This window comes from Rhizobium hidalgonense (assembly GCF_002914525.1).
Classification (GTDB): Bacteria; Pseudomonadota; Alphaproteobacteria; order Rhizobiales; family Rhizobiaceae; genus Rhizobium; species Rhizobium hidalgonense.
Genome location: NZ_LODW01000044.1, coordinates 1 through 25,604 on the forward strand (window position 1 = coordinate 1; position 25,604 = coordinate 25,604).

General features: G+C 61.3%; 22 protein-coding genes and 1 pseudogene. 10 read left to right on the forward strand and 13 right to left on the reverse strand.

Going from position 1 to position 25,604, the window contains the following annotated elements; all coding sequences use genetic code 11:
- Positions 1 to 145: 145 nt before the first annotated feature.
- The 4 genes from ATY29_RS06365 to ATY29_RS06380 all read right to left on the reverse strand — a co-directional run bounded on the left by ATY29_RS06365 (position 146) and on the right by ATY29_RS06380 (position 5,416).
- Complete coding sequence (locus ATY29_RS06365; RefSeq protein WP_097535563.1) at positions 146 to 1,504, reverse strand: esterase-like activity of phytase family protein; 1,359 nt, start codon at positions 1,502 to 1,504, stop codon at positions 146 to 148.
- 105 nt (positions 1,505 to 1,609) lie between these two features.
- Positions 1,610 to 2,671, reverse strand: coding sequence for an adenylate/guanylate cyclase domain-containing protein (locus ATY29_RS06370; RefSeq protein ID WP_003574099.1), 1,062 nt, complete (start codon positions 2,669 to 2,671; stop codon positions 1,610 to 1,612).
- A gap of 77 nt (positions 2,672 to 2,748) precedes the next feature.
- Entirely contained in the window at positions 2,749 to 3,894 is a 1,146-nt protein-coding gene (rnd, locus tag ATY29_RS06375) for a ribonuclease D (RefSeq protein WP_003574096.1), read from the reverse strand.
- A gap of 130 nt (positions 3,895 to 4,024) precedes the next feature.
- Positions 4,025 to 5,416 carry a multicopper oxidase family protein gene (locus tag ATY29_RS06380; RefSeq protein WP_097535565.1) on the reverse strand — a complete coding sequence of 464 codons (1,392 nt, stop codon included), beginning with the start codon at positions 5,414 to 5,416 and terminating at the stop codon, positions 4,025 to 4,027.
- A gap of 254 nt (positions 5,417 to 5,670) precedes the next feature.
- Here ATY29_RS06380 and aspS point away from each other — a divergent pair, with 254 nt between their 5' ends.
- Complete coding sequence (gene aspS / locus ATY29_RS06390; RefSeq protein ID WP_097535567.1) at positions 5,671 to 7,461, forward strand: aspartate--tRNA ligase; 1,791 nt, start codon at positions 5,671 to 5,673, stop codon at positions 7,459 to 7,461.
- A gap of 136 nt (positions 7,462 to 7,597) precedes the next feature.
- Here aspS and ATY29_RS06395 read toward each other — a convergent pair whose 3' ends face one another.
- Entirely contained in the window at positions 7,598 to 8,785 is a 1,188-nt protein-coding gene (locus ATY29_RS06395; protein ID WP_097535570.1) for an aq_1923 C-terminal domain, read from the reverse strand.
- A gap of 234 nt (positions 8,786 to 9,019) precedes the next feature.
- On the opposite strand from ATY29_RS06395, the gene parC reads away from it, so the two are divergent.
- Together parC and ATY29_RS06405 are read left to right on the forward strand one after the other, a co-directional pair.
- Positions 9,020 to 11,275 (forward strand): DNA topoisomerase IV subunit A, encoded by a 2,256-nt coding sequence (gene parC, locus ATY29_RS06400; protein WP_097535572.1) that lies wholly within the window; start codon positions 9,020 to 9,022, stop codon positions 11,273 to 11,275.
- A 194-nt stretch (positions 11,276 to 11,469) separates the two neighbouring features.
- Positions 11,470 to 11,928, forward strand: a complete 459-nt coding sequence (locus ATY29_RS06405; protein ID WP_025415830.1) for an SRPBCC family protein — start codon at positions 11,470 to 11,472, stop codon at positions 11,926 to 11,928.
- On the opposite strand, the gene ATY29_RS37505 is transcribed toward ATY29_RS06405, so the two are convergent.
- From ATY29_RS37505 to hemB, 5 genes and pseudogenes are all read right to left on the reverse strand, one after another.
- Positions 11,918 to 12,040 carry a hypothetical protein gene (locus ATY29_RS37505; protein WP_425299289.1) on the reverse strand — a complete coding sequence of 41 codons (123 nt, stop codon included), beginning with the start codon at positions 12,038 to 12,040 and terminating at the stop codon, positions 11,918 to 11,920. The genes ATY29_RS06405 and ATY29_RS37505 overlap by 11 nt on opposite strands.
- A 7-nt stretch (positions 12,041 to 12,047) precedes the next feature.
- A pseudogene (locus tag ATY29_RS06415) lies at positions 12,048 to 12,921 on the reverse strand (DMT family transporter).
- A gap of 271 nt (positions 12,922 to 13,192) precedes the next feature.
- Positions 13,193 to 13,969, reverse strand: coding sequence for an arginyltransferase (locus ATY29_RS06425; protein WP_097535640.1), 777 nt, complete (start codon positions 13,967 to 13,969; stop codon positions 13,193 to 13,195).
- 205 nt (positions 13,970 to 14,174) lie between these two features.
- Positions 14,175 to 14,633 (reverse strand): RDD family protein, encoded by a 459-nt coding sequence (locus tag ATY29_RS06430; protein WP_003574079.1) that lies wholly within the window; start codon positions 14,631 to 14,633, stop codon positions 14,175 to 14,177.
- A 71-nt stretch (positions 14,634 to 14,704) separates the two neighbouring features.
- The gene (gene hemB, locus ATY29_RS06435; RefSeq protein WP_003574076.1) at positions 14,705 to 15,718 is read right to left on the reverse strand and encodes a porphobilinogen synthase; all 1,014 of its coding nucleotides are present in this window, start codon (positions 15,716 to 15,718) and stop codon (positions 14,705 to 14,707) included.
- A gap of 220 nt (positions 15,719 to 15,938) precedes the next feature.
- Here hemB and ATY29_RS06440 point away from each other — a divergent pair, with 220 nt between their 5' ends.
- The 7 genes from ATY29_RS06440 (at position 15,939) to ATY29_RS06470 (ending at position 22,680) form a co-directional block, all read left to right on the forward strand.
- Positions 15,939 to 16,376, forward strand: coding sequence for a DUF6163 family protein (locus tag ATY29_RS06440; protein ID WP_003574074.1), 438 nt, complete (start codon positions 15,939 to 15,941; stop codon positions 16,374 to 16,376).
- Between the two features lie 128 nt (positions 16,377 to 16,504).
- A complete protein-coding gene (gene ldtR, locus ATY29_RS06445; RefSeq protein WP_003574072.1) occupies positions 16,505 to 17,020 on the forward strand; it encodes a transcriptional regulator LdtR in 516 nt (171 codons plus the stop codon).
- Positions 17,021 to 17,460: 440 nt separating this feature from the next.
- Positions 17,461 to 18,762: a L,D-transpeptidase family protein gene (locus ATY29_RS06450; RefSeq protein ID WP_003574070.1), complete on the forward strand. Its 1,302-nt coding sequence runs from the start codon at positions 17,461 to 17,463 to the stop codon at positions 18,760 to 18,762.
- Between the two features lie 217 nt (positions 18,763 to 18,979).
- Positions 18,980 to 20,278 carry a serine hydroxymethyltransferase gene (gene glyA, locus ATY29_RS06455; protein WP_025415833.1) on the forward strand — a complete coding sequence of 433 codons (1,299 nt, stop codon included), beginning with the start codon at positions 18,980 to 18,982 and terminating at the stop codon, positions 20,276 to 20,278.
- A 9-nt stretch (positions 20,279 to 20,287) separates the two neighbouring features.
- Positions 20,288 to 20,764, forward strand: a complete 477-nt coding sequence (nrdR, locus tag ATY29_RS06460; RefSeq protein WP_003547190.1) for a transcriptional regulator NrdR — start codon at positions 20,288 to 20,290, stop codon at positions 20,762 to 20,764.
- A gap of 3 nt (positions 20,765 to 20,767) precedes the next feature.
- On the forward strand, positions 20,768 to 22,069 hold the full coding sequence (gene ribD, locus ATY29_RS06465; protein WP_003574066.1) for a bifunctional diaminohydroxyphosphoribosylaminopyrimidine deaminase/5-amino-6-(5-phosphoribosylamino)uracil reductase RibD: 1,302 nt from the start codon (positions 20,768 to 20,770) through the stop codon (positions 22,067 to 22,069).
- On the forward strand, positions 22,069 to 22,680 hold the full coding sequence (locus ATY29_RS06470) for a riboflavin synthase (RefSeq protein WP_003574063.1): 612 nt from the start codon (positions 22,069 to 22,071) through the stop codon (positions 22,678 to 22,680). The genes ribD and ATY29_RS06470 overlap by 1 nt, the downstream gene beginning before the upstream one ends.
- Before the next feature lie 97 nt (positions 22,681 to 22,777).
- Here ATY29_RS06470 and rfbA read toward each other — a convergent pair whose 3' ends face one another.
- The 3 genes from rfbA to rfbB are packed head-to-tail and all read right to left on the reverse strand — an operon-like array spanning position 22,778 to position 25,603.
- On the reverse strand, positions 22,778 to 23,647 hold the full coding sequence (gene rfbA / locus ATY29_RS06475; RefSeq protein WP_003574061.1) for a glucose-1-phosphate thymidylyltransferase RfbA: 870 nt from the start codon (positions 23,645 to 23,647) through the stop codon (positions 22,778 to 22,780).
- Between the two features lie 9 nt (positions 23,648 to 23,656).
- Entirely contained in the window at positions 23,657 to 24,544 is an 888-nt protein-coding gene (rfbD, locus tag ATY29_RS06480) for a dTDP-4-dehydrorhamnose reductase (protein WP_097535574.1), read from the reverse strand.
- A gap of 3 nt (positions 24,545 to 24,547) precedes the next feature.
- A complete protein-coding gene (rfbB, locus tag ATY29_RS06485; RefSeq protein WP_025415836.1) occupies positions 24,548 to 25,603 on the reverse strand; it encodes a dTDP-glucose 4,6-dehydratase in 1,056 nt (351 codons plus the stop codon).
- Between the last annotated feature and the right edge of the window lies 1 nt (position 25,604).

Sequence of the window (25,604 nt, forward strand, 5' to 3'; positions counted from 1 at the left end):
GTCAGAGACGCCTTGCGGCAGCAAAATGAAATAATGATCGCACTCGAATAAACTGACTTGGTGAGGGAGAAACTTGGATGTGCTCGACCCAAATAAAAAGGGCGGCGCTCTCGCACCGCCCTCTCAATCTCACATCAACCCCGAATTACTTCGCGTTCAAAAACTCACCAACCTCGAGCAGGCTGAACTCGTTATTATCGGCCTTGTCGACCGCACGGCCGGCCGAGAAGGGCAGGTTGTTGTCGTTGCCGATGATGATGTGGGTGGCATCGACGCGGTCGACGTTTTCGATCGTCACGAAGGGCATGTCGTAGACCCCGTCCTTGCTGCCGGCCTTCTTCTTGTTGTCGGGGTCCTGGATGTTCAAGAGGTCGATATAGCCGATCTTGCGGACGGCCTTGCCGGCATTGGCGTCGTTGAACTCGATCTTGTAGACGCGCTTCAGATCGGCAGGCGCCTCGAAGCAATCCGGTTTCGGCTGCTTCGGGTCGGCGCAGACCTTGTCCTTGGTGCCGGCGCCACTGTCGCGCTCGATGACGAGAGCGGTCGTGTCGTCGAGCGTGTTGAAGTCGCCGATCGAGACGCCCTTGTCTTCGAACGGATAGAGCCAGCTGCGGCCGGTCCACTTCTTGGCGGCGACGTCGAATTCGATCACGCGGACGGCGGTGTGGCCGTCGACGTTCTCCATCTGCCCGTCATCCTTGTAAAGGGCGCCTTCGAGCAGGCCGTAGAGCTTGGCGCCGTCCTTCGACATGGCGAGGCCTTCGAAGCCGCCGGAGCGCTTCAGGTTGAAGACCGGCATCTTCGCGGCCGGGTTGCCGGGAAGCTGGATCAGCGGATTGTCGGGTGAAAGCACCGGCTTGCCGTCGAGCGTCGTCGCGATGACGTCCGTCAGGTGGCCTTCGCTGTCGATTTTCAGGATGTAGGGGCCGAATTCGTCGCCGAGCCAGAAGCCGTCGGCAACCGGCTGGATCGATTCGATGTCGAAGTCGGCGCCGGTGAGATAACGCGTGTCGGTGCCTTCGAGCACGATCGGGAACGGAGCGATCTTGTTCGGATCGGAAAGGAAGAGGTTCTTGACGATTTCAGCCCTGTCGCTGGCCCAGTCGAATTTCATCTGGTGCAGGAGAAGCATGGCGTCCGAAGAGTTGGCTTTCGAGCCGAAACCGTTGTCCGTCAGCGTCCAGAAGGTGCCGTCGGCCATCGTTTTGATGCCGGAAAAGCCCTGGACCGGCTGACCGTCGAAGGGAAGCTTCAGGTCGGTGACGCGGGCGCCGTCCTTGCCGGGAACGGTGCCGAGCGCTTCGGTGCGCTTGCGGTTCGGCGTCGTGAACTTGCCAGAATGCTTGAGGAATTCAGGAGCGTCGGCCGGGGCCGGAACCATGGTGTTGGCAGGCAGGATCGCCTGGCCGGCGAGCTTGGCCGGGAACTGCTGTTGGTCTGCTGAAGCGGGACCGGCGATCAGGATGAAAAGCGATACGGAAGCAAAAAGGACGTTCTTCATAATATCCCCCTGGAACGGAAGCGAATGCCTTCCGCTTAGCAGGGGTTTAATGTCAGCGAATTGACGGTTGGGTGAAGCTTTGGTGACGCGCGGCAGAACGTTTGCTCAGCCGTGCAGAATGACCGCGGGTGTGTTCAGCACGGTGACGGCGCGCGAGGAAAGCGCCATGACGCCGAGCGCCTGGCCGCGCCCCCTGACGGCATGGCTGCCGAGATCCTCGCACGATATGTCATCGGGAAACTGCATCCGCCGGGCAAGTTCGGCGGAGATCAGCACCGGCCGGTTCAGGCTGCGGCAGAGCGCCTCCAGCCGGGCGGTGGTATTCACCGTGTCCCCGAAATAGCTGATCTTGTGGTGGTCGACGCCGATTTCGGCGGTGATGATCTCGCCGCCGTGAAGGGCGGCCCGCAGCTTCGGCACCTGGCCGTAGCTTTTCCGCCAGCCGGCGGCATTGGCTTCGATATCGGCGAGGATATCGAAGATGCAGCGCACGCAGCGGGCATTCTTGACGCCGCGGGCAAGCGGCCAGGTGATGATCGCCGCATCGCCGACATAGTCGTTGATCATGCCCTTGTGGCGCCGGACCGGCTCGGCGAAGGTCGCAAACAGCGAGTTCAGCAGTTGCTGCGCGCGGAGGTCGCCGTGTTTTTCGGCAAAAGCCGTCGAATCGACGAGATCGATGAACAGGAAGACACGCTCTTCCTTGACCGGATTACGATACCGGCTGATGAGCATACTCAGAAATACCTCGCGGCCGAGCAATTCCCGCACGCGCAGGATGAAGATCATCGCCGAGCAGACGGCAAGCGCATAGAGGAAGACCTCATACGGCATGATGATGAGATCGACGAGCGACGACGGCTTCACCATGCCGATCGACCAGAGCAGCAGGCCGCCGCAGGCAAAGCCGATGCTCATCAGGATCTCGTAGATCACCAGTTCACTGATGATGAAGGCGAAGGTCGGCAGCTTCTGAATACGCCTGTACAGCCCGCGAAACAGTACCTTGCGCTCGAAGGCGATGATCGGCATGCCGATGAACAGCGCGAAGATGGCGCCGATAACGGGCGTCTGATTGGAGTAGAACATCAGATCATAGACGACGCCGCTGGCGGCCAGAACGAGCGTGATCAAGATCCAGTTCTGCGTCGGAGATATTTCCCGCATGCGGCCCTTCGCCGATGATGTTTCTTCCAGCCATTGTTTCAGCTGGGAAAAAAGCGTCAAGCGATTTTAAATCCGACTCAGAGGCTGACCGTTTCGACCTTCCGGCCGACGAAGCGCAGAGCGATCTGACCCTGGATCAGCTGCAGCGCCGGCTCGCCGAAAAGATCGCGCCGCCAGCCGTTAAGGGCGGCGACTTCGGCCTTCTCTCCCTCGGCGGCGATCCTGTCGAGATCCTCGCTGTTGGCGATCACCTTCGGCGCCACGCCGTGTTTTTCCGAAATCAGCTTCAACAGCACCTTCAGCAATTCGACGGCGGCAGCGGCCCCTTCGGGCGCCTGCGCCTGGCGCGGCACATGTGGCATATCGGCTTTCGGAAGAGCGAGCGCGGCGTTGACGGCCTCGATGACTGATGCGCCGGAGGTCGAGCGCTCCCAGCCTTTCGGAATGGTGCGCAACCGGCCAAGCGCTTCGGTATCCTTGGGCTGCTGTTGGGCGATCTCGTAGATCGCATCATCCTTCAGCACCCGCGAACGCGGCACGTTGCGCGCCCGCGCCTCGCGTTCGCGCCAGGCGGCGACATATTTCAGGATCGCGAGCTCCTGCGGCTTGCGCAGCCGCATCTTCAGCCGCTGCCAGGCATCGTCGGGATGCATGTCGTAGGTTTCGCGTGCCTCGAGAATGTCCATCTCCTCGGAGAGCCAGGAGGTGCGGCCTTCGCGATCGAGTTCCGCCTTCAGCGACAGGTAGACGTCGCGCAGATGGGTGACGTCGGCCAGCGCATATTCCAGCTGTTTGTCGGAGAGCGGCCGGCGGCTCCAGTCGGTGAAGCGCGACGACTTGTCGATATGGACGTTCTTGATGCGGCTGACCAGTTGATCATAAGAGACACTGTCGCCGAAACCGCAAACCATGGCGGCGACCTGCGTGTCGAAGATCGGATGCGGAATGAGATTGCCGCGGTTGAAGATGATTTCGATGTCCTGGCGCGCCGCGTGAAAGACCTTCAGCACCTTCGGATCGGCCATCAGCTCGAAGAAGGGGGCGAGGTCGATGCCCTTGGCCAGCGGATCGACGAGAACTTCGGTCGTCGGGCTTGCCATCTGGATCAGGCAAAGCTCCGGCCAGAAGGTCGTCTCGCGCAGGAATTCGGTATCGATGGTGATGAAGTCGGACTTGGCCAGCTCTTTGCAGGCGGCCGCCAAATCGGCGGTGGTTTCGATCATATCATTTCATTCGCAAGGAAAAGGTCGGTTGAACCTTCCTTCTCCTTTCGCTTCGATATGTCAATACAACAGCATACGCTTCGAGCATTGCTGGCTAAGAATCACGTCCAAACTGTGGCAGCTGAGCGCCTCAGCCGACTCGGACATAGCTGGTCATTCCGGTCTTCTGGTGCTCGATGATATGGCAATGCAGCAGCCAGTCGCCGGGATTGTCGGCGACGAAGGCGAGCTGCACTTTCTCGTCCGGCTGGATGAGATAGGTATCGGACACCAGCGGCATCACCTCTCTGGTCGAGGAGGAGATCACCGTGAAGCTCATCCCGTGCAGATGGATCGGATGCGCGTGCGGCGTGGTGTTCTCCAGATTGAAGACATAGCTCTTGCCGAGCGTCAGCTCCGCCAGCGGCGCCGTCGGATCGGGCGTATCGCCCGGCCACGGCACCTTGTTGATCGCCCAGAAACTGTAGCCGAGCGTGCCGCAGATGCTTTCGGCGGCGGTATTCTCCGCCGTGGCGCTCAGCACCAGCGGGATCTCTTCGGCGGCGGAAAGGTCGGCCCTTGCCACCGGATTTTCGACAAGCGGCCCGAGATCGCCGATCTCGCGCTTCAGCGATGACCCGGTGGCGCGCAGGCTGGCGATCGTCTTCGGCGTCGTGCCGCGGATATCTTCGAGCGTTGCGACGGCGCCCTCGCTGTCCGGCATACGCACGGCGAGATCGAGCCGCTGACCCGGTCCGATCTGCAGAAGATCAAGGGGGAAGCGCTTCGGTACCGGATTGCCGTCGATTGCAATCACGCTCGCATCGGCATCTTCCATCTTCAGCGAGAAGATCCGCGTCACGTCGGTCACCGCAATGCGCAGCCGCACCAGCCCGCCGGCGGGCGCGTCATATCGCGGCTCCTGGTGCCAGTTGGCTGTGCGCACGGTGCCGTAGGTGCCGGACTTGGCGGCGTCACGCGGCCGGAAAGGGGCGATGAACTGTCCGTCGCCGCCGAGCCGCCAGTCGCGCAGGTTCAGCACCACCTCTGCATCGAACTCCGGATCGGCCGGATCTTCGACGACGATGACGCCGGTCATGCCATGCCCCATCTGCGTCAGCGTGTTGCAATGCGGATGATACCAGAAGGTGCCGGCATCGGGCGGCGTGAAGGCATAGTCGAAGCTGTCGCCGGTATAGATGTAGGGCTGCGTCATGAAGGGCACGCCGTCCATGCGGTTGTCGATGCGAAGCCCATGCCAGTGGATCGTCGTCGGCTCGTCGAGCCCGTTTTTCAGCCGCGCTGCATAGGGTCGCCCCTTCGTCATCCTGAGAATCGGCGGCATGCCGTCATGGCCCCAGCTCATGATCTCCCGGGTCGGTGCCGCCTCGGTCAGCATCGCCTCTGTCTTCACAGCTGTCAGCAGTTGCGGCTCGGGTGCCGCCTCGGCAAGCCCGAATTTGCCGCCAATGCCCATGCCGACACCATAGGCGCCCGCGACGGCGGATGCCTTGAGAAGGTTGCGGCGGGTGAGCAGAGGCATGCGGAGGCTCCGGGATGAGAATGCCGATCCTTTTAAAGTTGACAGGCATCTTCATCAATACCGGAAACGCGGCCAAACTGCCGCAGCATACGCGCCGTGGCCTCGCCACAAACGCGTGCCAATCGCGGGGGCAGGGCGCGCCAAGCCTTGACAAATCGGAGCGTCCATGCGCTTTTCCGCCCGATTTTCTTGTCGGCGCTTGAGGGTCTTTGAACCCTTGCTGCCGTCTTAAGCCACATCCAGGATTTGAGATCATGCATCGCTATCGCAGCCACACATGCGCCGCCCTCCGCAAGACGGATGTCGGCTCGACCGTCCGTATCTCCGGCTGGGTCCATCGCGTCCGCGACCATGGCGGCGTTCTCTTCATCGACCTTCGCGACCATTACGGCATCACCCAGGTCGTCGCCGATCCCGACAGCCCCGCCTTCAAGACGGCGGAGACCGTGCGCGGCGAATGGGTCATCCGCATCGACGGCCTCGTCAAGGCCCGCACCGAAGACACTGTCAACAAGACCATGGCAACCGGCGAGATCGAGCTCTACGCCCAGGAGATCGAAGTGCTCTCCGCCGCCAAGGAACTGCCGCTGCCGGTCTTCGGCGAGCCGGACTACCCCGAAGACGTCCGCCTCAAGTACCGCTTCCTCGATCTTCGCCGCGAAACGCTGCATAGGAACATCGTCAAGCGCACCCAGGTCATCTCGTCGATGCGCCGCGAAATGGGCGATGTCGGCTTCACCGAATATTCCACGCCAATCCTGACGGCCTCCTCGCCGGAAGGCGCGCGCGACTTCCTCGTGCCCTCGCGCATCCATCCCGGCACCTTTTACGCCCTGCCGCAGGCGCCGCAGCAGTATAAGCAGCTGCTGATGGTCGCAGGCTTCGACCGCTACTTTCAGATCGCGCCGTGCTTCCGCGATGAAGACCCACGCGCCGACCGTCTGCCGGGCGAATTCTACCAGCTCGACCTTGAAATGAGCTTCGTGACCCAGGAAGACGTCTGGGACACGATGGGCCCGATGATGACCTCGATCTTCGAGGAATTCGCCGAAGGCAAGCCGGTGACCAAGGAATGGCCGCGCATCCCTTACGATGAAGCGATCCGCAAGTATGGATCCGACAAGCCTGATCTTCGTAACCCGATCGTCATGGAAGCGGTGACCGAGCATTTTGCCGGCTCCGGCTTCAAGGTCTTCGCCGGCATGATCGCCTCCAACCCGAAGGTTGAGATCTGGGCGATCCCGGCAAAGACCGGCGGTTCGCGCGCCTTCTGCGACCGTATGAACGCCTGGGCGCAGAGCCAGGGCCAGCCCGGTCTCGGCTACATCTTCTGGAAGGAAGAAGAGGGCAAAATCGCCGGCTCCGGCCCGCTTGCCAAAAACATCGGCGAGGAGCGCACCGACGCAATCCGCACGCAGCTCGGCCTCGAGGTTGGCGACGCCTGCTTCTTCGTCGCCGGCGAGCCGTCCAAGTTCTACAAGTTCGCAGGCGAAGCCCGTAACCGCGCCGCCGACGAATTGAACCTGATCGACCGCGACCGTTTCGAACTGTGCTGGATCGTCGACTTCCCCTTCTTCGAGTACAACGAGGAAGACAAGAAAATCGACTTCGCCCACAACCCGTTCTCGATGCCGCAGGGCGGCCTCGACGCGCTGCTGAACCAGGATCCGCTTGGCATCAAAGCCTACCAGTACGACGCTGTTTGCAACGGCTTCGAAATCGCCTCGGGTTCGATCCGCAACCAGTCGCCTGAAACCATGGTCGCCGCCTTCGAGAAGGTCGGTCTCAGCCAGCAGGATGTCGAAGACCGTTTCGGCGGCCTCTACCGCGCCTTCCAGTACGGAGCCCCGCCGCATGGCGGCGCTGCCTTCGGTATCGACCGTATCGTCATGCTGCTGGTCGGCGCGAAGAACCTGCGTGAGATCTCGTTGTTCCCGATGAACCAGCAGGCCCAGGATCTGCTGATGGGCGCGCCGAGCCCGGCAACCCCGACGCAGCTGCGCGAACTTTCGATCCGCCCGATCCCGCCAGTCAAGAAGGACTGACATAGGGGCTGCGCGGCCAGCCCCGTCCTTCGAGGCCCCTTCGGGCACCTCGGGATGAGGCTGGAGAGAGTCGCGCTCAGAAAGATGAAAGGCCCGGCAGTGGAACTGCCGGGCCTTTATTTTAATGTCGAAACGATCAGTCGTTGGCCGAAACCTTGACGCCGAGCACCTGCGGCAGCGTGTTCGGAGCGCCCATGGCAGCACCGACGATCGTCGGGAACGGTACCGGCTTTTCGGGAGCGGCCTTGACGGTCAGGCTCTTCGGGTCGTCGAGGAAGGTATTGACCGCTGCCGAAACAGCGTTCTGCAGTTCCGGGATATTGAGCTGCGCCAGCATGATCGGCGTCATCGCCTTCAGCGAATCCGCCATCTGCTTGCCGGACATGTTCTGCTGCGAGCCGGCATAATCGAGCGCACGCTTGGTGATCGACGCATCTTCGAAACGCACCTGCGCGGCCTCGAAGGAAAGCTGCTGCATCAGGCCGAGCATGGCAAGGCCGAGCGCCTGCTGCGACTGTTCCTTGTTCGGATTGGCTTCGGATTGCTTCATCGCATCCTGCATCGATTTCATGAAGGCCATCGTGTAGCCCGAAATCTTGAAGCCGAGGTTCAGCTTGCCGACGTTGGTGAAGTCGAAGGCGAATTCCGAAATGTCGATCGTGCCGGGGGCGAGCTCCCAGGCGCCCTTCATGGTGATGTCGCCCTGGATGTGCTGCAGGGCGAGCTTCTCGATCGCATCCTTGCTCTGCGCATCCTCGGTCTTGGTGAGGTCGGCCTTCATACTTTTGAAGGCGCCGTCGAAATCGAAGCCGGATTCGTCTTCGCGCAGCGTCAGGTTCATGTTGCTTTCGAGCAGCGAGAACACTTCCGCGCCGTCCTTGACCACTTTCAGCGGCCCAATATGGGCGCTTTCATAGAGCATCATGGTGTCGAGCGTATCGCCGCCCGGCGTTGCCGGCACGGAAATGCCGCCGAGCGTCAGCTCCTGCGCCGTCACGGTCACGCCGTCTTGGGTCTTGTTGATGTCGGGGAAGGCCGCTTCTTCGATGTAATAGCCGCCGTCCTCGTCTTCCTCGACGCCGGAAAGGGTGATTTGGCCGATCGGCAGGCTCTCGCCGGCGGTCGGCTTGACGGTGACATTCTTCAACGTCACGGTCGTGCCGTCGATGTCGACGCTTTCCGCGGCAATCGTCCCGCCCTGTGCGGCATAAGCGGCATTGATCTTGTTCAAGAGATCGGTGCCATCGAGAGCGAAAGCTGAGCCGGCGAGCGAGAAAAAGGCGGCGCCCGACAGCATCAGCCGCGTTGTCCGGTAAAAGTTCATGGGTGATTCCTCTGGTGGCGTGTGGCGGTTCTGAAATCTGCAGTTACGCTACTACGGATTGGGCCCGCTTTATATTTACGGACTTCTAAATTTCCGTTGAAAGGAACGGCAAACGAAGTCCGAATTGCGGCCGAACGTTTGTCTCATCCTTTGATGTCGGTGCCAAGACTTCATCCACAGCTGCAATGGCCTGGATTCCTTGCCCGCCAGCCTCTTCTGGGCTAGTCAGAAGCTATGGGACAAGAGATTTTGCCGCCCTCCGGCGGAGACGACGACAACATCCAACCGGTCGACCTCAAGGCGGCGCTCGAGCAGCGCTATCTCGCCTATGCGCTGTCGACCATCATGCACCGTGCTTTGCCCGATGTGCGCGACGGGCTGAAGCCTGTGCACCGCCGCATAGTCTATGCGATGAACGAGATGGGGCTGCGGCCGACGTCGGCCTTCAGGAAATGCGCCAAGATCGTCGGCGAAGTGATGGGTAACTACCATCCGCACGGCGACCAGTCGATCTACGACGCGCTTGCCCGTCTCGCTCAGGATTTCTCGCAGCGCTACACGCTGGTCAACGGCCAGGGCAATTTCGGCAATATCGACGGCGACAGCCCCGCCGCCATGCGTTACACCGAATCGAAGATGACGGCGGTCTCCGAACTGCTGCTCGAGGGCATCGATCAGGATGCCGTCGATTTCCGCGATACCTACGACGAATCGAATTCCGAACCGACCGTCCTTCCCGGCGCCTTCCCCAACCTGCTCGCCAACGGCTCCTCCGGGATCGCCGTCGGCATGGCGACCTCGATCCCGTCGCACAATGCCCACGAGCTTTGCGACGCCGCGCTGCACCTGATCAAACATCCGGATGCCACCGTCGAAAAGCTCGTCGAATTCATTCCCGGGCCGGACTTCCCGACAGGCGGCATCATTATCGACAGCCGCGACAGCATCATCGAGAGCTACCGCACCGGCCGCGGCGGTTTCCGCGTCCGGGCGAAATGGCAGACGGAAGATCTCGGCCGCGGCGGCTACCAGATCGTCATCACCGAAATTCCCTTCCAGGTGCAGAAGTCGCGGCTGATCGAAAAGATCGCCGAGCTGCTGATCGCCCGCAAGCTGCCGCTCCTGGAAGACATTCGCGACGAATCGGCCGAGGACATCCGTGTCGTCCTGGTGCCGAAGACCCGCAGCGTCGATCCGACCATCCTGATGGAATCGATGTTCAAGCTGACGGAGCTCGAAAGCCGCTTTCCGCTCAACATGAACGTGCTGTCCATGGGCCGCATCCCGCGGGTCATGGCGCTGAACGAAGTGCTGAAGGAGTGGCTGGATCACCGCCGCGAGGTGCTGCAGCGCCGCTCGCGTTTCCGCCTGGCCGCGATCGACAGGCGTCTCGAAATCCTCGGCGGTCTGCTGATCGCCTACCTCAATATAGATGAAGTGATCCGGATCATCCGCGAGGAAGATGAGCCAAAGCCGGTCATGATGGCGCGCTGGGATCTGACAGACATTCAGGTCGAGGCTATCCTCAACATGCGGCTGCGCGCCCTGCGCAAGCTCGAAGAGTTCGAGATCCGCAAGGAATTCGACGAACTCACCAAGGAAAAGAGCGAGATCGAGGCGTTGCTCGCCTCCGATGACAAGCAGTGGCAGACGGTCGCCTGGGAAATCGGCGAAGTGAAGAAGAAGTTCGCCAAGGCGACCGAGGTCGGCCGCCGCCGCACCCAGTTTGCCGACGCACCCGAAGCCGACGAGGAAGCAATCCAGCAGGCGATGATCGAAAAGGAACCGATCACCGTCGTCATATCGGAAAAGGGCTGGATCCGCGCGCTGAAGGGCCACATCGCCGACACGGCGACGCTGACCTTCAAGGAAGGTGACGGCCTGAAGATAGCCTTCCCGGCGCAGACGACGGACAAGATCCTGATCGTCACCACAGGTGGCAAGGCCTTCACCCTCGGCGGCGACAAGCTGCCGGGCGGTCGCGGCCATGGCGAGCCGCTGCGCATCATCGTCGACATGGATAACGACCAGGCGGTGCTGACCGCTTTCGTCCACGACCCCTCGCGCAAGCAGCTGATCGTCTCCACAGCCGGCAATGGCTTCGTCGTTGCGGAGGCGGAGCTGGTCGCCAATACCCGCAAGGGCAAGCAGATCATGAACGTCGCTCTGCCCGAGGAAACCCAGCTGCTGGTGCCGGTGGGTGGCGATCATGTCGCCGTCGTCGGCGAAAACCGCAAATTGCTGGTCTTCCCGCTGGCGCAGGTGCCGGAAATGTCGCGCGGCAAGGGCGTGCGTCTGCAGCGTTACAAGGATGGCGGCATCTCGGACGTCCGCTGCTTCGCGATATCAGACGGCCTCGTCTGGGAAGACAGCGCCGGCCGCACCTTCACGAAGAACAAGGACGAGCTTGCTGAGTGGCTGTCCGACCGCGCGACCGCCGGTCGCACTGTGCCGAAGGGCTTTCCGCGCAGCGGCAAATTCGCCGGTTAATGCATTTCGCCCGGACATATAATTCGGGGATACGCCATGCATAAAAATTCCGCGCTCGTCTCTTGGCGGGCGCCGGAACTTCTCTATCTCTTTGCTGTTACCCAAAAGAAGAGAAGGCCGATCCGTGGGCGGACGGAACGGCTGTGGCCCGTGCGCTTGGAGAAGGTGCGAGCCGTTTACCGGAGGAAAAATCGATGCCCGCCAGCACCATCAAATTGCATGTCAGCCACACCTACAGGGTGCCGCCTGCTGTCGTGTACGACGCCTGGCTCAATCCTGAAATCGCCCGCCGCTTCCTGTTTGCCACCGATGACGGTCACGTCATCCGCGCCGATATCGATCCGCATGTCGGCGGCCGTTTCTTCATCGTCGACCGCCGTCCCACCGGCGACGCCTTTCACCAGGGGGTCTTCCTGGAACTGAAGCGCCCGCAACGCATGGTCTTCAGTTTTTCCGTCGAGGACCATGATCACAATTGCGACCGCGTCGAAATCGACATCGAGCCGCTCGGCGGCGGCAGCCGCCTGACGCTGACCCACGAAATGTGTGCCGAATGGGCCGAACACGAGGAAAAGACCCGGCGAGGCTGGGCGCATGTGGTCGAAGGGCTTGGCAAGGAGCTGGAACAGCAGCAGATGAAAGCTACCGGTTGAGAGGTGCGCTGAAATCGCGGAGGAAGCGGGCAGCACCTCCTTCGTCGATCTCGCCGGCTGCTACGACAAGCACGAAGGTGTTGAGATTGGCGCCGGTCGTTGCAGGCGACAACATCGCCTCAGAAGAGTCGCTTGATGCTCTTCCCCCGCGTCATCCAAAGGGAATGCCCTCGCCACCAGGATGCCGCCGCCGACGAGTGTCATCGTCGCAGGCGTTTCGGCAAAGATCAGCCAGACCCAGATGGGCGCGAGCACCGTTTCCAGCAGATAGAACATGCCGACTTCAGGCGCGGAAAGATAACGCGGCCCGGTCGCAAGGCACCAGAAGGCGACCGGCATCACGATGGCACCATTGAAAAGGATCCAGCCTGGATGGGCGATGGCAAGCCCTGAGGGCAGGGCTTGCGCGAGGCCGAGCGCGGCCGGCAGGAGGGCGGCCAGCAGCGGCACGAAGCCCATTTCCCGGCGCGAGGCACGTCCGACCGTGATGGCTGCGGCAAGAATTAGCGCGCTGAGAAGCGCCATGGCGTCGCCAAAAACATGGCCGCTCGCAAGCCCTTCGCGCACGATCAGTCCAACGCCCACGACCATGGATAGCATGGCGATCAGCGTTGCTGCGGGTGGCTTCTCCTTGAGGAAAATCCAGCAAAGAAGCGCCCCAAACATCGGATTGAAGGCGACGATGAAGACGACATTGGCCGTGGTCGTATTGAAGACGGCCAGCACGAAGGTGAGGGACGAGATGCCGTAGAGCAGGCCGGCGAACACGCCGGCTCGCCCGGGAATGAGGATCGGCCATTTGCCCGAGGTAAGGCGCATCGCTCCAAGGATGACGAAGGTGGCGAGAACCGTTGCAGCGCTTCGCACTCCCAGGACCGACCAGATGTCGCCATCGCCAAGACGGACGAGCGGGATATCCATGGAAAGCGCCAGCCCGCCGATCGCCGTCAGCAGCAGACCCTTCCGATGATCGGAAAGAGCGGTGGGAGGCATTTAGAGCCTTTCCTGGACAGATTGAAGTATTCTGCCGGAGCAGGTTTTCGTCAGGGCAAAGGCGATTGGCGACGGGCATACCCCGAGGTACGTCCGAGCCGATCGCCTTTGATCCTGGCGGAAAGATGCCCGGCCCTTCGGGTTGGCTGAAACGGGCCGGCTGATCGACCGGCCGGCTTGGCCGTAGAGCTTTGCTACGACGCGCGCCGGCCGGTCGACCGTCCGACTCCGTTTGAGCCAACAGAATGCTTCAATCTGACCAGGAAAGGCTCTAATCGTGGGGGCTTTCGGGCTTGGATGAGGGATCGAAACGTTCCCAGCCGCGCGGGGTCAGATGTTCCTGCGGCTGGAAGCGGGTCTTATAGTCCATTTTTCGCGACCCTTGCACCCAGTAGCCGAGATAGACATGCGGCAGGCCCAGCGCTTTCGTGCGCCTGACATGGTCGAGAATCATGAAGGTGCCGAGTGACCGCCGCTCGAGATCGGGATTGAAGTAGGAATAGACCATCGACAGCCCGTCGCTCATCGTGTCGGTCAGCGCGGCACCAAGCAGTTCGCCCTTCGGCCGCTGCTCCAGTCCGGAGCCTTCTTCACGCCGGCGGTACTCGACGATTCGCGTGTTCACATGCGTGTCTTCCACCATGATCGCATAGTCGAGCACGGTCATGTCGGACATGCCGCCGTGCTGGTGGCGATAATCGAGATAGCGGCGGAAAAGCGAATATTGCTCGCTGGAAGGCTGGGCCGTGAATTCGGTGGCGATGACGTCGGAATTGGCGGCAAGCACCCGTTTCATCGATTTCGTCGGCTCGAACTCCTGGGCGAGAATTCTGACGGAAACGCAGGCGCGACAGGATTCGCAGGCCGGCCGGTAGGCGATGTTCTGGGAGCGGCGGAAACCGCCCTGGGTCAGGATGTCGTTCATCTCGGCGGCGCGCGGGCCGACCAGATGGGTGAACACCTTACGCTCCATCTCATGCGGCAGATACGGACACGTAGCCGGGGCCGTCAGATAAAACTGCGGGGATGGCGTTGTCTGCGTATTCATCTGTCGCGGAAATTTCCTTGTCGAGATCGTGCCGTTTCTTGACAGCATGACCTAAGAATAAAAAACGTCAACAGCGGGGCGGTTCTCGCCCTTCATTTCGGTCTTCTAATTTTAGATATGGAGCGGCGGCGCTCCCGGGCAAAGAGAAAGCGGAGACTTTATTTCGTCTCCGCTTAATGGTTTAGCCGTGGTCTCTATCCAACGCTCAGGCGGTGCGGACCGTCGCTGTGCCGACAAGCAGGTCGTGGATGAGACGGCTGCGCTCGGTAAACAGGCCGGCAAGCAGGATGAGCGGCGTCAGCACCGAGTTGAGGATCCAGAATAGCGCCAGATGCACGATCGCCGTCAGGAAATCCATCGGCCGCCCATCGACGCGCACGATGGCGATCCCCATCGCGCGCATGCCGAGTGAGGCCTGGCTCCGCCCGCCGACAGTCAGGCCGAAATAGATGCCGGCAACGATGACGAAGAGGGCAGGGTAGAGCAGGAAACCGAGCCCGAGCGTGACGATCGACAGAAAAAACAGCACGATCCCCGCGGGGATGCAGAGCAGCAGGACGATCAGATAGTCGAGGATGAAGGCGAAGACACGGCGGCTCAACACGCCGCTATAGGCGCGCCAGTCCTCCGGTGCGGCATAAAGCGGATTGGGGTTGTAGCTCATCTCAATCTCCTACGGAAAAGCGATGCCGCAGATATGGTATCGGCAGAACAAAATACAATATTCTGTCGGAATCAGCGTTTGCCGAGAATTTTCGCCACCTCGACCGCGAAATAGGTGAGGATGCCGTCGCATCCCGCCCGCTTGAACGACAGCAGCGTTTCGAGCATCGCCCGCTCGCCGTCGATCCAGCCGTTCATCGCCGCCGCCTTGATCTGGCTATATTCGCCGGAAACCTGGTAGGCGAAGGTCGGCAGGCCGAAAGCTTCCTTCATCCGCCAGCAGATGTCGAGATAGGGCAGGCCGGGCTTGACCATCAGCATGTCCGCGCCTTCCTCGACGTCGAGAGCGGCATCGCGGATCGCCTCGGTACCGTTGGCCGGGTCGATATAATAGGTCTTCTTGTCGCCTTTCAGCAGCCCGCCGGTCGAGATCGCCTCGCGATAGGGGCCGTAGAAGGCGGAGGCGAATTTCGTCGCATAGCTCATGATGCCGACGCTCTGGTGACCTGCCGCATCGAGCGCCATGCGGATTGCGCCGATGCGCCCGTCCATCATCTCCGACGGCGCGATGATATCGGCGCCGGCATCGGCCTGCATCACGGCGGCGCGGGCAACCTGGTCGACCGTCTCGTCGTTGACGATCTCGCCGTCTCTCAAGATGCCGTCGTGTCCGTGGCTGGTGAAGGGATCGAGCGCGACGTCGGTGATGACGCCGATATTGGGCACAGCCTTCTTGATCGCCACTGTTGCCTGATTGATCAGATTGTTGGCTTCGAGGCTGTTCGAGCCGGTCTCGTCGCGCAGTTCCATCTCGATGTTCGGAAAGGTTGCGAGTGCGGGAATTCCGAGGCCGGCGGCTTCCCGTGCCGCCTCGACCGCCTTGTCGATGCTCATGCGGTTGACGCCGGGCATAGCCTGGATCGGATCGACGATGCCGGAGCCGGGCACGATGAAGATCGGCCAGATCAGGTCGTCGACCGTCAGCCGGTTCTCCTGCACCAGCCGGCGTGTCCAATCCGCCTTGCGGTTGCGCCGCATCCGGCGATGGCCGGTGATGTCGTCGACGAGATGCGTCCTATCCTGCATGATATCTGCCCTGGCCCATTCCATTTATCGGAGCGCTCATTATCATGCCCCTCGAAAAATCCAAACCGGACGATCGGCCGCGGCGGAAAAACCTCAAGCGTCTAACCCGAAATTGATTTTCGGCGTTACGCGCCAACGCGATGTGATAGAGCGTCGTTAGCGCGTCGTCAGACGCACGGCGCTCTTCAAGAAGATGCAACCCCGAACCGATGTCTGCGCTATGGAAACCGATTCCCCGACGATACCGAAACGCACGCTGGCGGATATCCTCTTCATTCTGTTCCTGAGACTGGTCGCCATATCCTGTTTCTGGTTCGGCCTGCAATATTGGGCGATGCTCGTCGGCTATTCGCTGGTCGGCGCCGGCCGCTTCGATCTTTTGAGCCTGCCGTGGAAGGTGGCGAGCACCAGTCTCGCCGTGCTTTTTCCTGTCGCTTCCCTCGGTCTTTGGCTCACTGTCTCCTGGGGGCCGGTCATCTGGGTGCTGGCCGCCGGCGGGCAAATCCTGATGTATGGATTGCTGCCCAATATTTTCGGGCCCAACAAACTGATCATCCTGCTGCATGTGATGGTCGCAGCCGTCTACTGGATTTTCCGCCTGCTGCTCTGGCTGGAAAAGCGCCGGCACCGCCGCCAGGTAAGTGTTGATTTACCCTGAGACAACGTGGGGTTTCCAGTAAGGCTCCGTTAAGCCTGCGGTTTAAGTCGAATTTTATATGTATTCGATAGGGTCTCACTCAAGGCGGGAAGAAAACACACCGCCAATCAAACAGTGAGGCAGTCAATATGAACACGAAAATTAAGCCGCAGGCGGTATCGAACTTCCGTGACCAGCAGGATCAGGGCATCCGTGATCTTTACATGGAATCCCTTCATCTTGTTGAACGTCTTCACCGTCGTCTTCTCGACGTCATCAAGGACGAGTTCGACCGTCAGGGTCGCAGCGACGTCAACGCCATCCAGGCGCTGCTCCTTTTCAACATCGGCAATTCCGAGCTGACCGCCGGCGAGCTGCGCTCGCGTGGCTACTATCTCGGCTCCAACGTTTCCTACAACGTCAAGAAGCTGGTCGACCTCGGCTTCATCAACCACCAGCGCTCGCGCATCGACCGCCGCTCGGTCCGCATCAGCCTGACCGAAACCGGCCAGGACATCGCCGAAACGGTAGCCAAGCTCTACGAACGCCACATCACCTCGATCGACAAGGTCGGCGGCATCGGCACCGACGAGTTCACCCAGATGAACAAGCTGCTCCAGCGCCTGGACCGCTTCTGGAACGACTCGATCATGTATCGCCTCTAAGACCCTCGACCTCCTTTCAGGGTTGCAGAAAATCGGACGTGTCCCTGCACGTCCGATTTGCCGTTTGCTCTCCGTGGCATCTTTGCAACGCAAGGCGGGCAAGCATTATCGCCCGTATCCAAGCCGTTTTTTAGCCGTTATTAACCGGCACGGTTTAGCCCGTCATATGGTTCGTTGTGTCGTGTTTCCGGTAGCCGGGTCATCCGTCTTCCGGCCCGATAACACGAATTGGCCATATTGGTGTGGCAGCGGAAGGCTTAACAACCGGCGCTTTCAACAGACCGATCAATTGGTCAGCCTGTCGCATCGCAATCTTGTGATGGGGCAAGCGGAAAGTTTTGATGTGCCGGGACAACAAATGCACAGAGATCTGCGTTAGAGCGCTGTGATATCGCAAAGAGCCGCGGCTTCTCTTTTCGCCGCATTCAGTGGTTGGGACTATGTCGAAGAAAAACGGAAATGAAGCTCTCTCGCGCCGCGCTTTCCTTGCGTCCGCGGCAACAGTTGGCGCCAGCGCGATTGCCGCGCCGGCCTTTGCGCAATCGGCGATCGATACGCTGATCAATGCACCGCGCCGCGGCAACTGGGACGACCAGTTCGACGCCAAGGCGGCTTCGCGCACGGCAAGCGCTGTCGTTTCCAATACGCCGATTCTTGGCCCCCAATCGGTCGCCAGCGCCCAGCAGGCGATCATGCAGTATCAGCAGATCGCGGCCGCCGGCGGCTGGCCCGAAGTCAATCCCGGTGACCAGCGCCTGCAGCTCGGCGTCAGCCACCCCGCAGTCCAGGCGCTACGCCAGCGCCTTGCGATTACCGGCGACCTGCCGCGCGAAGCCGGCATGTCGAGCGCCTTCGATTCCTATGTCGACGGTGCCGTCAAGCGCTTCCAGGCCCGCCACGGCCTGCCGTCCGATGGTGTGCTCGGCGAATTCACGCTGAAGGCGATGAACATCCCCGCCGATGTCCGCCTGCAGCAGTTGAACACCAATATCGTCCGCCTGCAGACCTTCCCCGAGGACCTCGGCCGCCGCCACGTGATGGTCAACATCCCCGCCGCCTATGTGGAAGCCGTTGAAGACGGCAGCGTCGCGACGCGCCACACCGCGGTTGTCGGCCGTCTCAGCCGCCCGACCCATCTCGTCAACTCGAAGATCTACGAGGTCATCCTCAACCCCTACTGGACCTCGCCGCGCTCGATCGTCGAGAAGGACATCATGCCGCTGATGCGCAAGGATCCGACCTATCTCGAAAAGAACGCCATCCGCCTGATCGACGGCAAGGGCAACGAAGTCGCCCCCGAGACCATCGACTGGAACGGTGAGGCGCCGAACCTTATGTTCCGTCAGGACCCCGGCAAGACCAACGCCATGGCCTCGACCAAGATCAACTTCTACAACAAGAACGGCGAGTACATGCACGACACGCCGCAGCAGGGCCTGTTCAACAAGCTCATGCGCTTCGAATCGTCTGGATGTGTCCGCGTCCAGAACGTGCGCGACTTGTCGAACTGGCTCTTGCGCGAGACCCCCGGCTGGAACCGCCAGCAGATGGAGCAGGTGATCGCAACCGGCGTCAACACGCCGGTCAAACTCGCCATCGAAGTTCCGGTCTATTTCGTCTACATCTCCGCCTGGGGCATGCCCGACGGCATCGTCCAGTTCCGCGACGACATCTATCAGATGGATGGCAATGCCGAGCTGGCGCTGGATACCACGGCTGGCATGGAACAGCCGGTTCAATAAGCGGCGACCTTTGCAATCGCAACCTCAAACCGCGCCTTCCCGGCGCGGTTTTTTTATGCGGGGGAGGGCGCGCGCGCTCGTAGCCATCATTCCTCGGCGCCGCGCTGTCGCAAAATGATCGGAGCGCGCGCTTTGCTCAGCAAATGTCGTTCTTCGTATTGCCCTTGCCACAACGGAAGGCTAATACCTCAGCGCATTCCAGTTGAGGAGCCCGCCCATGACCAATGCTTCCACCGAATCCTTCTTCAATCGCTCGCTTGCGGACGTCGATCCGGAAATTTTCGGCGCGATCGGAAAGGAACTCGGTCGCCAACGGCACGAGATCGAACTGATCGCTTCCGAGAACATCGTCTCCCGCGCCGTGCTGGAAGCCCAGGGCTCCATCATGACCAACAAATATGCCGAGGGTTATCCCGGCAAGCGTTATTACGGCGGCTGCCAGTTCGTCGATATCGCCGAGGAGTTGGCGATCGAGCGCGCCAAGAAGCTGTTCGGCGTCAATTTCGCCAACGTCCAGCCGAATTCCGGCTCGCAAATGAACCAGGCCGTGTTCCTGGCGCTGCTGCAGCCGGGCGATACCTTCATGGGTCTCGACCTGAATTCGGGCGGCCACCTCACCCATGGTTCGCCGGTCAACATGTCCGGCAAGTGGTTCAACGTCGTCTCCTACGGCGTGCGTGAAGGCGACAACCTGCTCGACATGGATGAAGTTGCCCGCAAGGCCGAAGAGACCAAGCCGAAGCTCATCATTGCCGGTGGCACCGCCTATTCCCGTATCTGGGACTGGAAGCGCTTTCGCGAGATTGCTGACAGCGTCGGCGCCTATCTGATGGTCGACATGGCCCACATCGCCGGTCTCGTTGCTGGCGGCCAGCATCCCTCGCCGTTCCCGCATTGCCATGTCGCGACGACGACGACCCACAAGTCGCTGCGTGGCCCGCGCGGCGGCGTCATCCTCACCAATGAAGAGGATCTGGCGAAGAAGTTCAATTCGGCCGTTTTCCCGGGTCTCCAGGGTGGTCCGCTGATGCACATCATCGCCGCCAAGGCGGTCGCTTTCGGCGAGGCGCTGCAGCCTGAGTTCAAGGATTACGCTGCCCAGGTCGTCAAGAATGCCAAGGCGCTGGCCGAAACGCTGATCGCTGGCGGTCTCGACGTCGTCTCCGGCGGCACCGACAACCATCTGATGCTGGTCGACCTGCGCAAAAAGAACGCCACCGGCAAGCGCGCCGAGGCCGCTCTCGGCCGCGCCTACGTCACCTGCAACAAAAACGGCATTCCCTTCGACCCGGAAAAGCCCTTCGTCACCTCGGGCGTGCGCCTGGGTGCACCGGCCGGCACGACCCGCGGCTTCAAGGAAGCCGAATTCCGCGAAATCGGCAATCTCATCGTCGAGGTTCTCGACGGCCTGAAGGTCGCCAATTCCGATGAAGGCAATGCTGCCGTCGAAGCCGCGGTGCGCGGCAAGGTGGTCAACCTCACAGACCGCTTCCCAATGTATGACTACATGGGATAAGGAGTAGCAATGCGCTGCCCCTATTGCGGTTCGGAAGATACACAGGTCAAAGATTCGCGCCCGGCGGAGGACAACACGTCCATCCGCCGGCGGCGTATCTGTCCGGATTGCGGCGGCCGCTTCACCACCTTCGAGCGCGTGCAGCTGCGCGAGCTGATGGTCATCAAGAAGACCGGCCGCAAGGTGCCGTTCGACCGCGACAAGCTGGTGCGCTCCTTCGAAGTGGCGCTGCGCAAACGCCCGGTTGAGCGGGATCGCATCGAGCGCGCCGTGTCGGGCATCGTCCGCCGGCTTGAAAGCTCCGGCGAGACCGAGATTTCCTCCGAGCAGATTGGCCTGCAGGTACTCGAAGCGATGAAGAGCCTCGACGATGTCGGCTTCGTGCGCTACGCCTCCGTCTATCGGGACTTCTCGCTTGCCGAGGATTTCGAAAAGGTCATTTCCGAAATCAACGCCAAGATCGCCCGCGACCCGCTGGACAGGTGAGCCATGAGCGTCACGCCGCATGACGAGAGTTTCATGGCGGCGGCGATCCGCCTGTCGCGCCGTCATCTCGGCCGCACCGCCACCAACCCCTCCGTCGGCTGCCTGATCGTCAGGGACGGCGTCGTCGTCGGCCAGGCGGTCACCGCCGTCGGCGGCCGTCCGCATGCCGAGCCGCAGGCACTCGCCGAAGCGGGCGCGGCTGCCCGCGGCGCCACTGCCTATGTGACGCTCGAACCCTGCTCGCATCACGGCAAGACCCCACCCTGCGCCGAGGCGCTGATTGCCTATGGCGTTGCCCGTGTCGTTATCTCAGTCACCGATCCCGATCCGCGCGTCTCGGGCCGCGGCATTTCCATGTTGCGCGACGCCGGCATAGAGGTGGATGCCGGCGTGCTGGAGGCGGAGGGCCGGCGTTCGCTCGCCGGCTATCTCACCCGCCAGATGAAGAACCGGCCTTATGTGACTCTCAAACTTGCCGTTTCCGCCGATGGCATGATCGGCCGCGAGGGGGAGGGGCAGGTGGCGATAACAGGCCCGGAGGCTCGCGCGGAGGTGCAAGTGCTGCGCGCCGAAACCGACGCGATCCTCGTCGGCATCGGCACCGCAATTTCAGACGATCCGTTGCTGACGGTGCGAACACCAGGCCTCGAGGCCCAGTCGCCAATCCGTATCGTGCTCGATCCCTCGCTGGCATTGCCGCTGACGAGCAAGCTGGTTCGGACGGCGCGGGACGTGCCTGTAATCCTTGTCGCGAGCGAGGAAGTTTCGCCATTAGCCGCGGATGCGGAGGGACTACCCCCCTCTGTCCTGCCGGACATCTCCCCCACAAGGGGGGAGATCGGCAACGAGCATGCTCCGTCTTCCCAGGATGACCGCTCATCACCGGCAAGAAAACATCTAAGGCAGGGAGCTAACCCTCAGCCAATCTCCCCCCTTGTGGGGGAGATGCCCGGCAGGGCAGAGGGGGGTACCCCATCCACCGACATAGACTCCCGCCGCACGGCGCTCGAAGCCGCCGGTGTCGAGATCGTCTATTGCAATCCCTATCATCCGGAAATCCTGCTGCCGGCCCTGGCAACACGCGGTATTTCCTCGCTTCTGGTCGAGGGCGGTTCCAAGACCGCCCGGCTTTTCCTCGAGGCTGGCCTTGTCGACCGCATCCAGCTTTACCAGGCGCCTGTCGTTATCGGCCAAGGCGGTATTGAATCGCCGCTTGACGCAACCGACATACCATCGGGTTTTGCCCATACCGGCACGCAGATGTTCGGCGAAGATCGCCGGGACGAATACGAAAGAGGGCTTTGATGTTTACCGGAATAGTCACTGATGTCGGCACGGTCGAATCCGTTTCCCCGCTGAAGGAAGGCATCCGACTGCGGGTCGCCACCGCCTACGATCCGACGACGATCGACATGGGGGCCTCGATCTCGCATTCCGGTATCTGCCTCACCGTCACCGCACTTCCTGGCGAAGGCAGCAACGGCCGCTGGTTCGAGGTCGAGGCCTGGGAAGAGGCGCTGCGGCTGACGACGATCGGCACCTGGCAGGAAGGCAGCCGCATCAATCTCGAACGGTCGCTGAAAATAGGCGATGAACTCGGCGGGCATATCGTTTCCGGCCATGTCGACGGCAAGGCGGAAATCCTCTCGGTGACATCGGAGGGCGACGCCACCCGTTACCGCCTGCGGGCGCCCGAGCATCTGGCAAAATTTGTCGCCCCCAAGGGTTCGATCGCTCTCGACGGCACCTCGCTGACGGTCAATTCGGTCGACGGCACGGATTTCGACGTGCTGCTCATCCGCCACACGCTCGAGGTCACCACCTGGGGCGAGCGCAAGGCCGGCGATTTCGTCAATTTCGAAGTCGACACCATGGCGCGTTACGCTGCCCGGCTGGCCGAATTCCCGAGCGCCTGAATCGAAACCTCTACCGGTTTCCAGGGGGCGAATCTGCATTTCGCCGGCATGCTGGGCGAGAAGCATAAGGTCTGCGACGTGGCGCCGGCCAGATAGCTCACCAATCCGGGGACAGCTTCGTTAAATACTGGCCGTAGGCACTCTTGCCGAGCTTCTCCGCGAGCTTGGCGAGGTCGTGCTGCGAGATGTAACCCATGCGCCAGGCGACTTCTTCGGGGCAGGCGATCTTGAAGCCCTGGCGCTTCTCCAGCGTGCTGACGAAACCTGCGGCATCGTGCAGGCTGTCCGGCGTGCCGGTGTCGAGCCAGGCATAGCCTCGGCCCATCAGCTCCACGAAAAGCTGGCCGCGCTCTAGATAAGTGCGGTTGATATCGGTGATTTCCAATTCGCCGCGCGGTGACGGCTTCAGATTGGCGGCGATATCGACCACCTGCTGGTCGTAAAAATAAAGGCCGGTCACTGCCCAGTTCGATTTGGGCTCCTTCGGTTTCTCCTCGATCGACAGCGCATTCATCTTTTCGTCGAAGCCGACAACGCCGTAGCGTTCCGGATCGGTGACGTGATAGGCGAACACCGTCGCGCCTTCCCGCCGACTCGTGCCGGATTTCATGATTTCCGCCAGTCCGTGGCCGTAAAAGATATTGTCGCCGAGAACGAGTGCCGAACTGTCGCCGTGCACGAAGTCGGCGCCGATGATGAAGGCTTGTGCAAGGCCGTCCGGGCTCGGCTGCACGGCATAGGTCAGCGAAATTCCCCATTGCGAACCGTCGCCGAGCAGGCACTTGAAGGCTTCGACGTCGTAAGGCGTGGTGATGATCAGCAACTCCCTGATGCCGGCGAGCATGAGCGTCGTCAACGGATAGTAGATCATCGGCTTGTCGTAGACCGGCATCAGCTGTTTCGAGACGGCCTGAGTGATCGGATGCAGACGCGTGCCTGTGCCGCCGGCGAGAATAATTCCCTTCATGCCCTCTCCTTAAAGACCTTTGTTCAAAAGGTCTTGCATGATAATCATCATGGACTGCCTCCACTCCGGGAGCCGGATTCCATATGTTCTGGCGAGCTTGTCGCCGTTGAGACGCGAATTGGCGGGACGCTTTGCCGGTGTCGGATAGTCCGCCGTCGGGATGCGCTCGACGGCGACCTTTCTGCCGCCGGATTTAGAGAGCTCCGCAAATATCTCTTCGGCGAAATCCGCCCAGCTTGCTTCGCCGCTGCCGGTCAGGTGAAAAGTGCCGCGGAGCGATGGCGCAGGGTCCGCGACGACACGGGCTGCGATCGCAAGAATCGCGTCGGCGATATCGAGTGCCGAGGTCGGGCATCCGGTCTGATCGGCGACAACGCGAAGATGATCGCGCGTCTCGGAAAGCCGCAGCATCGTTTTCAGGAAATTGGTGCCAAAGGACGAATAGACCCAGGCGGTGCGCAGGATGACGTGGTTCGGGTTCGCCGCCGCGACGGCCGTCTCGCCTGCAAGCTTCGAACGCCCGTAGACGGAGATCGGCGCCGTCACATCTTCTTCGGAATAGGCGGAGGCCTTGTCGCCGCCGAAGACGTAGTCGGTCGAAATGTGGATGACCGGAACCCCGATCCGCGCGGCAGCCCCGGCCACCGCCCCGGCGCCTGTCGCGTTGACAGAAAAAGCAAGCTCGGCTTCGCTCTCGGCCTTGTCGACCGCCGTATAGGCGGCGGCCGAGACGATCACATCCGGGCGCAGGGCCGAGAAGGCGGCTGCAATGCTTGCAGGATCCGCGAGGTCCATTTCCGGGCGCCCGACCGCGCTGATTTCGACGCCTGTTTCGGCGCCACGTCTGAGCAGCGACTGAACGACCTGGCCCTGTTTGCCGGTAACGACAATGTGCATCGCTTAACGTTCCTTGAAAACGCCGAGGCGTTCGCCGGAGTAGACGGTTTCGCGTAGCGGCCTCCACCACCATTCGTTTTCCAAGTACCAGTGCACGGTCTTCTCGATGCCGGTTTCGAAGGTCTCTTGCGCCTTCCAGCCGAGTTCGCTTTCGAGTTTCGAGGCATCGATCGCATAGCGTGCGTCGTGTCCAGGGCGGTCCGTGACGTTGGTGATCAGACGTGCATGCGGTGCCTTGTCGCTGTAGACGCCGTCGAGAATAGCGCAGATGCGCTGAACGACATCGATGTTCTTGCGCTCATTGCGACCGCCCACATTGTATTTTTCGCCGGGGCGGCCTCTGGATGCGATCGTGAAGAGCGCGCGGGCGTGGTCTTCGACATAGAGCCAGTCGCGGACATTTGCTCCATTGCCGTAAACCGGAAGAGGCTTGCCCTCTAGCGCGTTCAGGATCATCAGCGGAATGAGCTTTTCCGGGAAATGGAACGGCCCGTAGTTGTTGGAGCAATTGGAGACGACGACGGGCAGGCCGTAGGTGCGGTGCCAGGCGATCGCCAGATGGTCGCTCGCGGCCTTGGAGGCCGAGTATGGCGAGGACGGATCGTAAGGCGTCGTCTCCTCGAACAGGCCCTCGTCGCCGAGTGAGCCGTAGACTTCGTCCGTCGAGACATGCAGAAAGCGGAAGGCGCTCTTGCGGCGAGCATCAAGACCATCCCAATAGTGCCGTGCGGCATCCAGCAGGCTGAATGTGCCGACGATGTTGGTCTGAATGAAATCGGCCGCGCCCGAGATCGAACGGTCGACATGGCTCTCTGCCGCGAGATGCATGACCATATCAGGGCGGAAGGACGCGAATGCTTCCTGCATCCTGGCGCGGTCGCAGATGTCGGCACGCAGGAACTGGTAGTTCGGTGCGGATTCGACGGATTTCAGCGACGCCAGATTGCCGGCATAGGTCAGCGTGTCGACATTCAGCACCTCGGCGCCGATCTCGCTGACGAGATAGCGCACCAATGCCGATCCAATGAAGCCCGCTCCGCCCGTGACCAGTATGCGCATC

What these genes read in the sequence shown, in the direction of transcription:
- ATY29_RS06470 (WP_003574063.1), top strand. Translation starts at nt 22,069, where the DNA reads ATGTTTACCGGAATAGTCACTGATGTCGGCACGGTCGAATCCGTTTCC.
- rnd (WP_003574096.1), bottom strand. Translation starts at nt 3,894, where the DNA reads ATGATCGAAACCACCGCCGATTTGGCGGCCGCCTGCAAAGAGCTGGCC.
- rfbD (WP_097535574.1), bottom strand. Translation starts at nt 24,544, where the DNA reads ATGCACATTGTCGTTACCGGCAAACAGGGCCAGGTCGTTCAGTCGCTG.
- ATY29_RS06450 (WP_003574070.1), top strand. Translation starts at nt 17,461, where the DNA reads ATGTCGAAGAAAAACGGAAATGAAGCTCTCTCGCGCCGCGCTTTCCTT.
- nrdR (WP_003547190.1), top strand. Translation starts at nt 20,288, where the DNA reads ATGCGCTGCCCCTATTGCGGTTCGGAAGATACACAGGTCAAAGATTCG.
- ATY29_RS06395 (WP_097535570.1), bottom strand. Translation starts at nt 8,785, where the DNA reads ATGAACTTTTACCGGACAACGCGGCTGATGCTGTCGGGCGCCGCCTTT.
- ATY29_RS06430 (WP_003574079.1), bottom strand. Translation starts at nt 14,633, where the DNA reads ATGAGCTACAACCCCAATCCGCTTTATGCCGCACCGGAGGACTGGCGC.
- ribD (WP_003574066.1), top strand. Translation starts at nt 20,768, where the DNA reads ATGAGCGTCACGCCGCATGACGAGAGTTTCATGGCGGCGGCGATCCGC.
- ATY29_RS06440 (WP_003574074.1), top strand. Translation starts at nt 15,939, where the DNA reads ATGGAAACCGATTCCCCGACGATACCGAAACGCACGCTGGCGGATATC.
- parC (WP_097535572.1), top strand. Translation starts at nt 9,020, where the DNA reads ATGGGACAAGAGATTTTGCCGCCCTCCGGCGGAGACGACGACAACATC.
- ATY29_RS06380 (WP_097535565.1), bottom strand. Translation starts at nt 5,416, where the DNA reads ATGCCTCTGCTCACCCGCCGCAACCTTCTCAAGGCATCCGCCGTCGCG.
- ldtR (WP_003574072.1), top strand. Translation starts at nt 16,505, where the DNA reads ATGAACACGAAAATTAAGCCGCAGGCGGTATCGAACTTCCGTGACCAG.
- hemB (WP_003574076.1), bottom strand. Translation starts at nt 15,718, where the DNA reads ATGCAGGATAGGACGCATCTCGTCGACGACATCACCGGCCATCGCCGG.
- ATY29_RS06405 (WP_025415830.1), top strand. Translation starts at nt 11,470, where the DNA reads ATGCCCGCCAGCACCATCAAATTGCATGTCAGCCACACCTACAGGGTG.
- rfbA (WP_003574061.1), bottom strand. Translation starts at nt 23,647, where the DNA reads ATGAAGGGAATTATTCTCGCCGGCGGCACAGGCACGCGTCTGCATCCG.
- glyA (WP_025415833.1), top strand. Translation starts at nt 18,980, where the DNA reads ATGACCAATGCTTCCACCGAATCCTTCTTCAATCGCTCGCTTGCGGAC.
- rfbB (WP_025415836.1), bottom strand. Translation starts at nt 25,603, where the DNA reads ATGCGCATACTGGTCACGGGCGGAGCGGGCTTCATTGGATCGGCATTG.
- ATY29_RS06370 (WP_003574099.1), bottom strand. Translation starts at nt 2,671, where the DNA reads ATGCGGGAAATATCTCCGACGCAGAACTGGATCTTGATCACGCTCGTT.
- ATY29_RS06425 (WP_097535640.1), bottom strand. Translation starts at nt 13,969, where the DNA reads ATGAATACGCAGACAACGCCATCCCCGCAGTTTTATCTGACGGCCCCG.
- ATY29_RS06365 (WP_097535563.1), bottom strand. Translation starts at nt 1,504, where the DNA reads ATGAAGAACGTCCTTTTTGCTTCCGTATCGCTTTTCATCCTGATCGCC.
- aspS (WP_097535567.1), top strand. Translation starts at nt 5,671, where the DNA reads ATGCATCGCTATCGCAGCCACACATGCGCCGCCCTCCGCAAGACGGAT.